Source organism: Cryobacterium sp. Y82, from assembly GCF_002929495.1.
In the GTDB taxonomy this organism is placed as follows: Bacteria; Actinomycetota; Actinomycetes; order Actinomycetales; family Microbacteriaceae; genus Cryobacterium; species Cryobacterium serini.
Genome location: NZ_PJJJ01000018.1, coordinates 36,650 through 50,005, shown reverse-complemented (window position 1 = coordinate 50,005; position 13,356 = coordinate 36,650). Strand labels below are relative to the sequence as shown.

At 60.9% G+C, this 13,356-nt stretch carries 12 protein-coding genes and 4 pseudogenes; 8 read left to right on the top strand and 8 right to left on the bottom strand.

Features of this window, described 5'->3' with window-relative positions; genetic code table 11:
• Positions 1–102 precede the first annotated feature (102 nt).
• Positions 103–812: pseudogene (locus tag CXY70_RS01265) on the bottom strand (IS3 family transposase); the annotation flags it as partial.
• 1,182 nt (positions 813–1,994) lie between these two features.
• On the opposite strand from CXY70_RS01265, the gene CXY70_RS01260 reads away from it, so the two are divergent.
• Positions 1,995–2,405: a phospholipid scramblase-related protein gene (locus CXY70_RS01260; RefSeq protein ID WP_104190587.1), complete on the top strand. Its 411-nt coding sequence runs from the start codon at positions 1,995–1,997 to the stop codon at positions 2,403–2,405.
• 34 nt (positions 2,406–2,439) lie between these two features.
• On the opposite strand, the gene CXY70_RS01255 is transcribed toward CXY70_RS01260, so the two are convergent.
• Positions 2,440–3,669 (bottom strand): IS110 family transposase, encoded by a 1,230-nt coding sequence (locus CXY70_RS01255; protein WP_104190586.1) that lies wholly within the window; start codon positions 3,667–3,669, stop codon positions 2,440–2,442.
• Between the two features lie 162 nt (positions 3,670–3,831).
• Between CXY70_RS01255 and CXY70_RS01250 the strand changes: the two are divergent.
• Together CXY70_RS01250 and CXY70_RS18115 are read left to right on the top strand one after the other, a co-directional pair.
• A pseudogene (locus CXY70_RS01250) lies at positions 3,832–5,204 on the top strand (IS256 family transposase).
• A gap of 291 nt (positions 5,205–5,495) precedes the next feature.
• Positions 5,496–6,579, top strand: a pseudogene (locus CXY70_RS18115) (DDE-type integrase/transposase/recombinase); the annotation flags it as partial.
• Positions 6,580–6,672: 93 nt separating this feature from the next.
• Here CXY70_RS18115 and CXY70_RS18450 read toward each other — a convergent pair.
• The 5 genes from CXY70_RS18450 to CXY70_RS01230 form a co-directional block, all read right to left on the bottom strand.
• Complete coding sequence (locus CXY70_RS18450) at positions 6,673–6,873, bottom strand: integrase (protein ID WP_199183329.1); 201 nt, start codon at positions 6,871–6,873, stop codon at positions 6,673–6,675.
• Complete coding sequence (locus CXY70_RS18595; RefSeq protein ID WP_199183328.1) at positions 6,837–7,301, bottom strand: tyrosine-type recombinase/integrase; 465 nt, start codon at positions 7,299–7,301, stop codon at positions 6,837–6,839. Before CXY70_RS18595 ends, CXY70_RS18450 begins: the two co-directional genes overlap by 37 nt.
• A 6-nt stretch (positions 7,302–7,307) precedes the next feature.
• Positions 7,308–7,661, bottom strand: a complete 354-nt coding sequence (locus CXY70_RS17930; RefSeq protein ID WP_199183327.1) for a site-specific integrase — start codon at positions 7,659–7,661, stop codon at positions 7,308–7,310.
• Complete coding sequence (locus CXY70_RS01235) at positions 7,658–8,497, bottom strand: tyrosine-type recombinase/integrase (RefSeq protein ID WP_158250871.1); 840 nt, start codon at positions 8,495–8,497, stop codon at positions 7,658–7,660. The genes CXY70_RS17930 and CXY70_RS01235 overlap by 4 nt, the downstream gene beginning before the upstream one ends.
• 80 nt (positions 8,498–8,577) lie before the next feature.
• Positions 8,578–9,246 (bottom strand): tyrosine-type recombinase/integrase, encoded by a 669-nt coding sequence (locus CXY70_RS01230; protein WP_104190583.1) that lies wholly within the window; start codon positions 9,244–9,246, stop codon positions 8,578–8,580.
• Between the two features lie 112 nt (positions 9,247–9,358).
• Here CXY70_RS01230 and istA point away from each other — a divergent pair, with 112 nt between their 5' ends.
• Together istA and istB are read left to right on the top strand one after the other, a co-directional pair.
• Entirely contained in the window at positions 9,359–10,591 is a 1,233-nt protein-coding gene (gene istA, locus CXY70_RS01225; RefSeq protein ID WP_146066020.1) for an IS21 family transposase, read from the top strand.
• Positions 10,591–11,373 carry an IS21-like element helper ATPase IstB gene (gene istB, locus CXY70_RS01220; RefSeq protein WP_104190582.1) on the top strand — a complete coding sequence of 261 codons (783 nt, stop codon included), beginning with the start codon at positions 10,591–10,593 and terminating at the stop codon, positions 11,371–11,373. Before istA ends, istB begins: the two co-directional genes overlap by 1 nt.
• A 41-nt stretch (positions 11,374–11,414) precedes the next feature.
• Here the strand turns inward: istB and CXY70_RS01215 are convergent, their stop codons facing one another.
• The gene (locus CXY70_RS01215; RefSeq protein ID WP_158250870.1) at positions 11,415–11,741 is read right to left on the bottom strand and encodes a hypothetical protein; all 327 of its coding nucleotides are present in this window, start codon (positions 11,739–11,741) and stop codon (positions 11,415–11,417) included.
• A gap of 358 nt (positions 11,742–12,099) precedes the next feature.
• On the opposite strand from CXY70_RS01215, the pseudogene CXY70_RS18110 reads away from it, so the two are divergent.
• The 3 genes and pseudogenes from CXY70_RS18110 to CXY70_RS01190 form a co-directional block, all read left to right on the top strand.
• Positions 12,100–12,412, top strand: a pseudogene (locus tag CXY70_RS18110) (IS3 family transposase); the annotation flags it as partial.
• Between the two features lie 195 nt (positions 12,413–12,607).
• Positions 12,608–12,991 (top strand): sulfate permease, encoded by a 384-nt coding sequence (locus CXY70_RS01195; RefSeq protein WP_104190577.1) that lies wholly within the window; start codon positions 12,608–12,610, stop codon positions 12,989–12,991.
• Between the two features lie 95 nt (positions 12,992–13,086).
• Entirely contained in the window at positions 13,087–13,350 is a 264-nt protein-coding gene (locus tag CXY70_RS01190; RefSeq protein ID WP_104190576.1) for a hypothetical protein, read from the top strand.
• Positions 13,351–13,356 lie beyond the last annotated feature (6 nt).

Below are 13,356 nucleotides of genomic sequence, written 5' to 3'. Positions count from 1 at the left end.
GACATCTCAACCCCGAAAATCAAATCTGACCAGCACCATTACAACCAACATCGGCATAGCCCCAAGGTCGGCATAGGACATTTAATGCCGACGTCGGCATTAGATGTCGCCGACGAACTTCACCCCGGGGCGGTCGGCAGTGAAGTCGCGTTTGACGAGGTCGGGCATGCTCGCCGCCGCCGCGGCATCGGCTTCGGTCGTGATGCGGAAGGGCCGTGGTTGGCAGGCTACGAGGCCGATCTGGCGCATGAGTTGCCGCACCAGCTCGGGCGAGCACTCGGTCTGCTCGGCGCCCAGGTCGGCGTGGATCCGGCGGTATCCGTAGGTGCCGTCGGACTCCTCGAAGAAGTGCCGAATCCGGGCGATCAGGGCCTCGCGGCGAGCCGCGGTCGCGGACTGCGGCCGGATTGCCCAGTGGTAGAAGCCGGACGTGGACACGGCCAGCCAGAGGCACATTTTCACCACCGAATTCTGATTTGTGGGGTCCGATTTTTGGGAGTCGATGTACTCGTACTTGCTCACTACCGCTGCTCCCGCGCGAAGTAAGCGCTGGCTTTTTTCAAGAACGCGGTCTCCGCCCGCAGCTCTTGAACTTCCTGCTCGAGCTCCTTCAATCGGGCCCGTTCCGAGACGGTCAAGTCGGCTTCGGTAGCGCCGTTGGCCTCGCGGTACCTGTTGAGCCAGTTCCGAAGAGACTCAGCGCCGACGCCGTACGCGGTGGCCACGTCCTTGATCGGTTTGGAGGTGTTGACGACCTCACGGCACAGCTCGTCTTTAAACTCCTGGGTGAAGCGCCTGCGTGCTGCGGTCATGCTGATCTCTACTTTCAGTGATCCCTCATTTTAAGAGGGCCGACTGTCCGAGATATCCGCGGCAGGTCATGTGTAAATCTGAGATATTCGGCGTGCGCTGATTACAATCGCGTGGCCATTCTTTCCGCCATCCGCCAACTGCACAACGGGGCCAAAGTGGCAGTCGACTTGCTGAAGAATCATTGAAGAGGATTTGCGGTCAGCGAAAGTCATGATGAAAGTGAGCCGAATATTCGTGGTGCATTACTTGGCCGGGCTCATCGCTCTACAGCTGAACAAGATCAGAGCCGTCGGAACCAACGCAAGAGCCTATTCGCAAATGACGAGCGAACACGTCGTGGCTTTTTCTCATCTCCAGCATCGGGCCAGCTGCCATTGAAATAGACCGAGTTATTAGGGTGATCCGAATCGGGATACCAGCCCGCGTTGCCAATCATCTGACCTGAACATTAAATCGACTATGAACAGGAATCCTCCGCGAGGACGACCTTTCAACGCCGACAGGTTTCGCCTTTTGGCCGTCCGACTTCGTCGAGATGCTGTCTGATGCTGATTCGCGCATAATCGTAACCTTCCGTTAGCCCTACTTCCTGAAGCATAGAGACATCCCCAGGCAGAATGTGAAAACGATAGGTATGGCTGTTCGTCAATCACGCGAACCTGACCCGTTAGATAATTTTACGGGTCCGTGGTTACGAGCCAATCCGTGATGCCGTTTCAGGCGGTGGCTGCGCTGCTAGCTTGCATTCACGAGTCAGCAATCGACACAGGGTTGGTTCCCAGACCCTTTCGGACGATATGAACACCGATGGTGCGATGGTCATCACTGGCCCGAACACGCCGTATTGGCGGGCCATCAGACGATTGAGGCACCTAGTGTCGCGTCGCCGACTCAAGCCGTTGCAGGCCCGGCTCAGGTGACTCCGGTGGTCGTTGCGAATGCACTAGTCAACAAGGACGTGCAGCGGCAAATGCGCAAGCTTGGGGTCGCGGATACCGCACCTGCAGGTGGTGGCCCACTATTCCCTGAGTAAATCCTTAGCTAGAACCGGAAGGCCAAGTTGTTCGAGACGAAGGCCGAGCATTCGGTCTTCAACCAGCAAGGCCACAAGATCGGCGCTGTTCGGTATCAGCATGTCGCGCCTCGTCGCGGGGCGGGAGAACGAGATCAAGTGACTCCGAATAGTCGACGCCGAGGGGCGTCAGATTTTGACCCTCACCAAGTTGGCTACGGTTATGAAATCAAAGGTGACCGTCAAGCGTCAAGATGGCATTACCGTGGGTCAGATCGTGCAGGAGGACGTTGGCGTGATGGCATCCGTGCTGGGCGGTCGGCTTAACATTCGCTTTCGCAGGGAATCCGCCGGAGTGACGCTTGGCACGATCAATGCCGAGAGTTCGCGTGCCTGGGACTTCCGCATTCAAGACCCGCAGAGCACCGAGATTGCACGGATCACTAAAACGTGGGCGGGCCTCGGCACGGAGATGTTCACGAAAGCCGACAACTACGTGCTGCATATATATATCGACCGCTCGAAGCTCCTCTGCTCTCACTCGTGGTCTCCGCGGCGCTCGCAGTGGACACAGTATTGAAGCAGGACGGCCCTACGTGATGCTCCTATAGTTGTCAATTGATCTTTTGGGTTTCCTTTTGCTCATGGAGCCAGGTCCTGAATTGGTTAGCGAGGTCGTCGTCGCGGTTGAGGCCTCGTTCGATTCGGGAGAGGGTGCCAGGCCAGGTGTTGAATTGTCCTGCAGCCTCGCGGAGGGTGATGTGGAGGTCTTCGCGCGCGGGGCGTAGGTCGGTGACTGCGGGCGCCGCGTGTGGGTTGGTGAGTTGACGGTAGAGCTCCCGGGCGACGTATCGTTTTAGGCAGCGCATGATTTCCTTTTTGGTCTTGCCTTGAGCCGTTCGTCGGGCCGCATATTCTCTCGTCCGGGAGTCTGTGCCGAGGCGTGACACGACGACGTGGTGGATTACCGCGTTGGCGGCTCTGTCGCCGCCGCGGCTGAGGCGATGCCGGCTCGTCGTTCCGGATGACGCTGGAATGGGGGCGACGCCGACAAGGGCCGCGAATTGCGCTTCAGTGGCGATGCGTTCGGGGTTGTCGCCGACGGTGACGAAGAGTTGGCTCGCGACTTCGATGCCAACGCCGGGGACGTCCCGCAACAGTGGCGCGCAGTCCCGGAGGATCTCTGCCAGCGTTTTATCGGTGTCAAGAATCTCCCGCTCGAGAAATTGGTATCGGCCGGCGAGTTTCTTCAAAGTGAGAGCCGTCGCGGTGTCAGGGTCGGTGAGGTTTCCCATTGGACGGGAGCGCTCCAACGCCGGGATGAGTTGGGCGCTGGTCAGTCCGCGAAACCTGCTGCGCACTTGCTCGGGAGCGGAGACGAGGATTCCCTTGATCTGGTTGATGGCGATGGTGCGGGCCTTCATCGCTGAACTGCGAGCGGCGCGGAGGACGCGGAGGCATTCGACGGGGCCGTCTTTGGTTTTCGGCGTCGACGTGCCTCGTTCAGCTAGGACTGATTCCGCTGCTTGGTAGGCATCCAACGGATCCGATTTTCCGCGCAGGCGCCGAGCTTGACGGTTGGGTCGGTTGACCTCGTAGACGGGGAGTCCTGCTGTCCGCAGAACTCGACTCAGTCCAGCCCCATAACTGCCCGTCCCTTCGACGCCAACGCCGATGGCCAGGCCGAAGTGGGTGATGAACGAGAGGATCTTCCGGTAACCGGACCCGACCGCCAGGAATTCTTCAGCAGTGAGGTGCTTGCCGTGCTCATCGATGATGGCGACGTAGTGAGTATCGGAGTGCGTGTCGACGCCGACAATGACACTCGGTATCTCTGTTGCCAAGATGAAATTGACTTTCCATTGCGTCCATCTGGGTAAATGATCAGTACGTTGGCCAGGTGGGCAGACAAGACGTTAAGGGGAATTCGCTTCAGGCTCCTATAAAGTGAGGGTGTCAGATGGTCTGTGTAAGGGGTTGCGGATCTTTTTGAAGGAGTGACACTCATGGTCATGACAGAACGAAATGAGAAGCTCAAAGCACCGAAGTCACCGGCTCAGCGTGCGGCCGCCGATGCGATCAAGGAGCTGCGCGATAGCGGCGCTCTCGATGGTCTCTTCGCGAAGATCGATGCCGGCACGATGCAACTCACCGGCGAGGGCGGGTTCGTGCCCGGCCTGATCAAAGCGGCCCTCGAGCGGGGCTTGCAGGCCGAGCTGACCGAGCACCTCGCTACGACAAGGGCGACCCCGAAGCCAGGTTCTACCCGAATTCGCGAAATGGAACGTCCGTGAAGACCGTCGCAGCTGAAGTCGGCGACTTGGAGCTGGAGATCCCCCGGGATCGCGATGGGAGTTTCACGCCCCGCCTGGTGCCCAAGGGCGAGCGGCGCCTCGGCGGCCTCGACGACATGATTATTTCGCTCTATGCCGGCGGGATGACGGTGCGCGATATCCAACACCACCTGGTCTCCACGATCGGCACCGAGCTGTCCCACGAGACGATCTCGAAGATCACCGATGCCGTCCTCGACGCCGTCCTGGAATGGCAGCGCCGCCAGCTGGAACCGCTCTACCCGGTGATCTATCTGGACGCGCTGATCGTTAAAGTTCGGGACGGCGGGCACGTGCGCAATAAGGCTGCGCACATCGCTGTCGGTGTCGATATGGACGGTATCAAGCATGTGTTGGGCATCTGGGTGCAAGACACCGAGGGCGCCAAGTTCTGGGCGAGCGTCCGCGCGCAGCTGGCCAACCGCGGCGTCAAGGACGTCCTCATCTTCTGCTGCGACGGCTTGACCGGGGTCCCCAAAGCGATCGAAACGACCTGGCCGCAAGCGCCCGTTCAGACCTGTGTCGTGCACCTGCTGCGGGCCGCGCTAAGGTTTGTCGGCTACAACGACCGCAAGGCCGTCGCGGCCGCGCTCAAGCCGATCTATACCGCCGCTGACGCCGAGACGGCCTGGGACGCCCTTACCGAGTTCGCGGCGTCGCCGCGGGGCGTGAAATACCCCACGGCCGTCAAAACGTTCGAAGATGCTTGGGAACGCTTCACCCCGTTTCTCGCGTTTCCGCCCGAGCTGAGGCGGGTGATTTACACGACGAACAGCATCGAATCGTTGAATTTCCGACTGCGGAAAGTGACCAAGAATCGCGGCCACTTCCCCAACGACGACGCCGTGATCAAGATGCTCTGGCTGACCATCTGCAACATCGAAGACAAACGAGCTCGAGACCGAGCCAAGGAACGCGGCCAACACCGCGGCACCAAACTCACCGCCGAAGGCCGCCTCGTCGAAGGCCAAATCACCACCAACTGGAAGCAAGCGCTCAGCCAGCTCGTGATGATTTACCCCGACCGAATCAACCCCCACCTCTAACCAATTCCCGACACTCACACAAAAAACTTGACAGGCTCTATAAAGTCATGTCCGCTTGGTCAGCGCACCTTGAGCAGCCTTGAGACCGCGGACAGATCACGTAAAAGACAGCCCTCGGAAGGACGTCAGTCAGGGTTAGGGTCACGCAGCCTCAAGACTCTTCTCATCATTACCGTCAGGGTTGGGTGAGGCCAGTAGCTCAGAGCAAGTTCGCCGTGTGACGTAGGGCGAGAATCAGGAATCATCACCATGCCTAGTTCGTCTTTGAGCGCAGTGCGCGACGATAGTCATATGAGTAGTCCCGGACCCCGAGCTGGTGGTCCGACCTCGAGAAGGTCATTCACCCCAGCGCAGAAGCTTGCGTACCTGGCCGCGTATGACACGGCCATCAAGAACAGCGAGGGCGGCGCATATCTGCGCACCGAAGGGCTTTACTCCTCACAGATCACGGAGTGGCGAAGACTGCGTGACGCGGGTGTCCTCGCGGGCAAGAAACCTTGGGGAGTAAATCGGCCGGTTATCGCCGGAGCAGGCTGAAATCGCCAGGTTGCGCCGCCAGTTGAGCAAGACCGAGCAGCGGTTGGAAACGACGGGTGGCGTTGGGGTTCTGTCAAAAATGCACGAGCTACTCGAAAGTCTTTCGAAGAGCTCGCGGGACGAAACACCGTGCGCGTTGCCGTGATGACCGCCTACCGCGAACTGGCCAGCCGAGGAATCTCGACTCGTGTCGCGGCCGACTTGGTCGGGATCCCACGAGCGACAGCCACCCGGAAACGACGCATTCCGGTGCGTCGGCTGGCGATGATTCCGGCGAATAAGATCGGCGACGAAGGCCGCCGCGAGATCCTTGACGTCGTCAATTCGAAGCCGTTCGTGGACTTGCCGCCGATCCAGATCTTCGCCCAGCTGCTCGACGCANTTCGCCCAGCTGCTCGACGCGGACACGTACTTGTGCTCAATATCAACGATGTATCGGGTGTTGAACGAGAACCAGCAGGTCAAGGACCGCCGCCGACAGGCACGCCACCCGGCCCGGGCGATCCCGGAACTGACGGCCACGGGACCCGGCCAGGTACTCAGCTGGGATATTACGAAACTCGCCGGTCCAGTCAAGGGGAAGTACTTCGATGCTTACGTGATGATCGATATTTACTCCCACTACATCGTCGGTGCGTATGTTCACGCGTCGGAGTCGGGCGAGCTGGCGGTGGAGATGATAAGGGAGATCTTCGGTATTCACGGCGTCCCGCAGGTCGTTCACGCTGACCGAGGCACGTCGATGACATCGAAGACCGTCGCGGCGTTGTTGTCTGATCTTGAGGTCACCAAGTCGCATTCCCGGCCTCGGGTGAGCAACGACAACCCCTACAGCGATTATGCCGAGGTCTTGATTATGCCGAGGACGGTCCTGAGCGAGTCTGTTTGTGCTGGTCAGCGGGCTGCGGCGGCCTGAACTCCTCGGCATAATTCAGAGCGCATCCAGGTAGGCGAGAAGCGAGTCCGGTTGGCGGTAACGGTTTGGCGAGACCTCCAGCGGTGTGGTTTTGTCCAACGCGCGTTGCTTGAGGGCAAGGTCCGCGTGCATATATATCTGGGCCGAGGTGATGCTTTCATGCCCGAGCCAGAGGGCAATCACCGAGATGTCGACGCCAGCTTCGCGTAAGAACATGGCCGCGCTATGGCGCAGGATATGAGGATAACACGCCTGCTCGCAAGCGATGGACACTGTGAAGTTGCAGCGGTGGCGTATTTGTTGACCAACCACTCAACCGCGTCAGTGCTCATCCGTGTTCCCAGCCGGCTCGGGAACAAGAATGAACCGCCCGGGGCGTCATTAGCTTTCAACCACTCCGCTAGCGCGGACACGGTGCCCTTCGTCAGGGGCGTCGAGCGCTGCTTTCGCCCCTTGCCATTGCACCGAACGCGAGGCCCTGCCGTCAGTGCGACATCTTCCCGGCGCAGACTGGTGAGTTCGGCGACCCGCAGACCGGTTTGGACAGCGAGCATGAGCAGAGCATGGTCGCGCCGGCCTATCCACGTGGCCTTGTCAGGGACGGCAAGGATCGCTTCGACCTCCGTTTTGGTCAGGAACGTCACAATGGTTCAATCGAACTTCTTCTGAGGGATTGCCAGCACGCGCGAGATCAGATCGGCGAGTTCCGGGTGCTCGAGCGCCGCGAACTTGAACAACGAATGGATCGCGGCCAGGCGGGCGTTACGACTCCGCACGCTATTGCCCCGCTCGGCTTCCAGATAGGTGAGGAACGCGCCAATGGTCGGGGCGTCGAGATCGGTAAGGTCCAGGCTCGACGGCGCAATCTTCTTGGTGTCAGCGATGAAGCCGAAGAGGAGCCGAAAGGTGTCACGGTAGGCAGCAACGGTGGCCGGGCTGACCTGGCGTTGGGTGATGAGGCGGACGGAAAAGAACTTCTGAAGGGTCGGTGCGAGGGGGCTCATGGTTGTTTTCCTAAGAATTCTTCGAGGCGCTGGCCGACAAGGGTGAAGAGCTCGGGTGCGCCCTGCAAGTACCAGTAGGTGGATTCGGGATTACTGTGGCCAAGGACAGCAGAAAGCAGTGGTCTTCGGGCATCAACATCGACATGCTGCTCGTTCCAGTCGATCAATTGACGCACCGCGAAGCTGTGTCTCAGATCGTGCAGCCGGGGCCTGGCTCGTTGTCCCCACCCAGCCAGCCCCGCCGTATCGATCAGGTGCGGGAACGTCGCATTGATTGAGTTCTTATTCAGCCGGGTGCCCCGTATCGAAACGAATAGCACCGGTGACATCGGGGCCGAGAAAACGCGATCGATGCAGTCGAAGTAGCGCTGGAGGGCCCGGACGGTTGTTTCCTGAAGCGGAACCGTGCGGCCGCCGCCTTTAGCTTGCCTGATTACCAGCGACAGCTGCTTCAGGTCGAGGTCATCACGATTGAGGGCCAGCGCTTCTCCTCGGCGGAGGCCGGTCACCGACAGCAACCCGATCAGTGTCTCGTAAGTGGCGGCACGAAGCGGCGGGTTCAGAGATCGGGCGGCCTCCATTACCGAGTCGATCTCGGCCGCGGAGTAGAAGTACGGCGCAATCCGCTGATAGCGCGCCGGCAGCAGGCCGCGTGGCGGAACCTCAATGTCTGGGTCGATGTTGCGCAGGTATTCAGCGAAGCCGCGGACGAAACCCAACCGTTGCCGCCACCACACCGGACTGGTATTGGCTGGCTGGGTTGCCCAGGCGACGGCCAGCTCCGTGGTGACGTGTCCGGCACCGTTCTCCCGCAGAAAACCGATGAAGTCGGGCAACAACGAAGCCTCATCGACCAGTGTGAAACCCAACCTCCGACGCAGGGCGAGATACGAGTCGACCGCAGACGACAGATCATTCATCGCGCACCTGGCCACGGCCGGGCCAATTCGCGTGTCAGCGCGAGGGTGACGGTGGCATAGGACGCGGTGACCTCGACGTTTCGGTGCTGGAGGATTTGCGCTATCTCTGGCCAGGTCGCGCCGGCATGCACCAGTTGCGTCGCGGTCCCGCGGCGGAGTTGGTGTGCTCCCATCACGGGGAGGCCCGCGCGATGACAGAGGCGCGCCACGATGTCACCGATACCGTAGGGGCTCATCGGGCCATCCGGTGCTCTCGTCTGAACGAACACGGCACGACAGCCCGGCGGGACGCGGCGATGCCCCTCTTGGAAGTGGCGGACGAGCGTGTCACCGACATCGATCGGAATCGGGAGAATGTCGTGGCGGTTCCCTTTTCCACGGATCGTGATTTCGCCGTGCCTCCGGTCGATGTCATCGATCAGCAACCCGCTAATCTCGCTCCGCCGCAGTCCGAGCCGCCAGAGAAGTGTCAGGATCGCAGTATCGCGTAACCCCACGTCACGGCTGGTATTGCAGCCTCCGAGCAGACGTGTGAAAGCATCTTCGTCGAGGTCACACGAAACGGTGCGGCGATGTGCGGCGATCTTAGGCAGCGCCGCAGCGAGCGGCTGATCAGTGACTCCGACGATGTGGAGGAACCGCAGAAAGGTGGCCAGCGCGGTCACAGTCTTCTTTGACCAACCGACGCTGGATCGTGCGGCGAACGCTTGTCAGCGACGGTTAGAAATTGAGCCAGAATCGACGGTGAAAACTGAGCCACCCGAGCACGATTGATGGGTGATTACGGTGGAAGAGTGGGCTTTGGTTCGTCGCCTTCATTTGAATGAGGGCGTGTCGCAACGGGAGATCGCTAAGCGGTTGGGGATCGCGCGGAACACGATCGCGAAAGCGATCAAGTCAGACAAACCGCCCCGGTATGAGGGTGTCGACCGGTCTTCGGGGATGCGGTCTCTGGAACCGCGGATTCGGGAATTGTTGTCGCAGAACGCGCGGATGCCGGCGACGGTGTTGGCTGAGCGGTTGGCGTGGACCGGGTCGATTACTTGGTTTCGTGAAACCGTTGCGCGGTTGCGGCCGGAGTATGCGCCGGCGGATCCGGCCGACCGGTTGAACTATGCGGCCGGGGATCAAACCCAGTGCGACTTGTGGTTTCCGCCGGTGAAGATCCCGTTGGGAGCCGGCCAGACGGGCTCACCGCCAGTGCTGGTGATGGTGTCCGGATTTTCCCGCTTTATTACGGCGGTGATGCTGCCCTCGCGAACGACGCCGGATTTGCTGGCCGGGATGTGGCAGCTGATCTCGACCCAGCTGCTGGCAGTGCCGCGCCGGCTGATCTGGGACAACGAGGCCGGCATCGGCCGTGGCAACCATTTCGCCGCCGGCGTCAGCGCCTTCACCGGGATGTTGGCGACGAAGATCGTGCAGCTCAAACCGTTCGATCCCGAATCCAAAGGAATCGTCGAACGTGCCAACCAATACTTGGAGACGTCGTTCTTGCCCGGCCGCAGCTTCACCAGCCCGGACGATTTCAACCGGCAGCTGGCCGACTGGCTCCCCAGAGCCAACGCCAGGACTGTCCGCCGGTTGGGCGGCAAACCGATCGAGTTTATCGGGCAGGACCGGGCAATGATGCTGCCCGTGCCGCCGCTGGCCCCGGTGGTCGGCTTCACAGCCCGGGTGCGCCTGCCGAGGGACTACTACGTGCGTGTGGCCAGCAATGATTACTCGGTGGACCCGACCGCGATCGGCCGGCTGGTCGACGTCTCCGCAGATCTGGCCCAGGTGACGGTGCGGTTGGAGGAGCGTGTGGTGGCCTGTCATGACCGGGTGTGGTCGACCGCGCAGACCATCACCGATCCCGCCCATGTGGTTCAGGCCGGCCGGTTGCGCCGGGCATTTCAACATCCGCCTGCGCCGACGGATGCGGACTTGCTGCGGGATTTGGCCGATTACGATACCGCGTTCGGCGTCGACTTCGACGTCCAAGGTCTGGATGAGGAGGCCGTGTGATGGGCGACTCGACCAGCAGTGAGATCGAGTATCTCGCTCGAGCGCTCAAAGCGCCGCGCATTCGCGACGCCGCCACCCGGCTGGCCGAGCAGGCCCGGCAGGCCGCCTGGACCCACGAGGAATACCTCGCCGCGGTCCTCTCCCGGGAAGTATCCGCGCGAGAAGCGTCCGGGGCGGAGATCCGGATCCGAGCTGCCGGGTTCCCGGCTCGGAAATCTTTGGAAGACTTCAACTTCGACCATCAGCCCGCGTTGCGCCGCGACACCATCGCCCACCTGGCGACCGGATCCTTCCTGGCCGAAGCGCAAAACGTCGTGTTGCTCGGCCCTCCAGGCACCGGAAAAACGCATCTTGCGATCGGTCTCGGCCTCAAAGCCGCCCACGCCGGCCACCGGGTGCTGTTCGCGACCGCCGTCGAATGGGTGGCCCGGCTCCAAAGCGCGCACCAACTCGGACGGCTCCCTCAAGAACTCCTGAAACTGCGCCGTTACGGGCTCGTAATCGTCGACGAAGTCGGCTACATCCCGTTCGAACAAGACGCCGCGAACCTATTCTTCCAACTTGTCTCGTCCCGTTACGAACACGCCTCACTGATTTTGACGTCGAATTTGGCCTTCGCCCGCTGGGGCGACGTGTTCGGCGATCAGGTCGTGGCTGCCGCCATGATCGACCGCATAGTCCACCACGCCGACGTCATCACCCTCAAAGGCGCCAGCTACCGGCTGCACAACACCGGGATCGAATCTTTACCTTCAGTCCGCGCCGAGAACGCGGCACAATAGAACACACAACAAGTGGCTCAGTTTTCACCGTCGAAAGTGGCTCACTTTTTAACCGTCGTCGACAACGCTTCGATATAGGCCGTCACTTCAGCCGCCGAGAGGCCCTCCACGGTGTGACCCCGGTGGCTGCAGAAATTCTCAGCGACACGCATGTCCACCCGGATGGAACTCGGCACGAGTCCCCGCTCGGTCCGCAGATACCCGCGATACTGTTCAAGAATCTGAGTAGCCTGATCGGCTCGAGGCAGGACTTCAGGCTTGACCACGCCGATCTCACGCAGATACGCGATCGGGAGTGAGAAGTTCGCCGGCGAGATCATCGTCGATCGCCCGTTGGCCCGACGTGCCGCGACCAACGGTTCACGCACTCGGCATCCAGATCCCCAACGGTCAGACCGTGATCGCGAAGCCACCGGTCCAACACGGCAAGCTGCCTGAGTCTGAACTGAATCGGTCCCGGCAGGTAACCGCGGTCTTCGAGATGCTTGCTGAATCCGTCGGCGTATAACGCGAGCAGGTTCGTGGCACTCACTGGCTGTTGCTTGGTCATCTGTGTCTCCTCTGAACGGTAAATCCGTAGAGAGAAGCATCGGCTCGTGACCTGAATTATGCCGAGGAGTTCAGGCCGCCGCAGCCCGCTGACCAGCACAAACAGACTCGCTCAGGACCGTCCTCGGCATAATCAAGACCTCGGCATAATCGCTGTTATTCCGAATTCGGGATAACAGCGAGGCGTGGTTCAAGACCCTGAAATTCGCTCCGACGTTCCCCGAACGCTTCGGCTCCCTCGCCGACGCGAAGACGTTCATGGGCTCGCCACTCCGGAATCGGCCTGAACACGCCCGCCGACGTGCACTACGGTCTCGCCGAGGCGAAGGCCATCGAACGAGCAGCGACGTTGGACGTGGCCCGCGCACGCTTCCCCGAGCGATTCAGCACCAGCCACGCACCAAAGATCTTGTCCATTCCCGCGACGGCTTGGATCAACAAACCAGCCGTCAAACCCACCGAGAATGACGGGCTCGAACTAGCGGCCTAATCTCCCACTGGTCTCATTCGCCTTGACAAATTCCGCGCGGCGCGGCGGCTTGCGGGAGGCAACGCCTTCGACGCACCAGAACTAAGTGACAACGTGGTGCTTCCGCGGGCAAGCATCCGGATCTAGAATTTTTGTCAGGAAACCGATATTGCGCGCCATCGCTCGTTGCGATGACAAGATCTGAGAGGCCGCGCCATGTTCGAATTCATTTTGGCCGCCACGGCCCGTAGCTACTACTTTTTGCGGCGGTTCATGCCGACCAATATCGTGATCGACGCCATCAACACTCGACGTGGTCTCAAGTGGGGCGTGCCCGCGATGCTCCTCGCCGTTCCGTATCGGCTGGCTGCGGTGTACTGCGGCGGGCTGGTTGAAGGCGGGGGCACGGGTTGGCTCTATGTGCTCGTGCTGCTGTTCGTGTGGAACGCGCTCAAGTTTCTCGTCGTCGGGCCTGTGAGCGTGATGCGATTGGTTTCGGTGCGCGTTCGCGAATCGCGTGGGCGCCGTAGCCTGAAGTCCTCTGAAAACGTCACGCCGGAGCGCGTCGATGAGCCGGAGCTCGCGGAGAGACGTCGCTGACGCTCGCGTTTGATTCGCCCCGCCGGTCACGGCCGGCGTACCTCCTTCTAGCGGCATGATTGGCTCATACCCGTCCGCTCACAGGAGGCTTCACTATGACGATCCCGCAGGAGCACTTCGACGACCTGCTCAGCCGCACCGCGTTGGCTGCGCTGTTCTACTACCCAGAGATTGCCGTCGACGATGACGGCCACAACCTGCAGAACGACATCGCGTACTGCTTGGAGCCCGTCGCCGGGATCGAGGACGATGACGCCGAACGGCTCCGCGTCGCGATCGGGCGCATGATCTCGAATCCCACCGCGCATCGATCTGAACTCCTTGCACTCGTCATCGAGCTGGCCCCGCCGTCTGAGTAGCAGCGA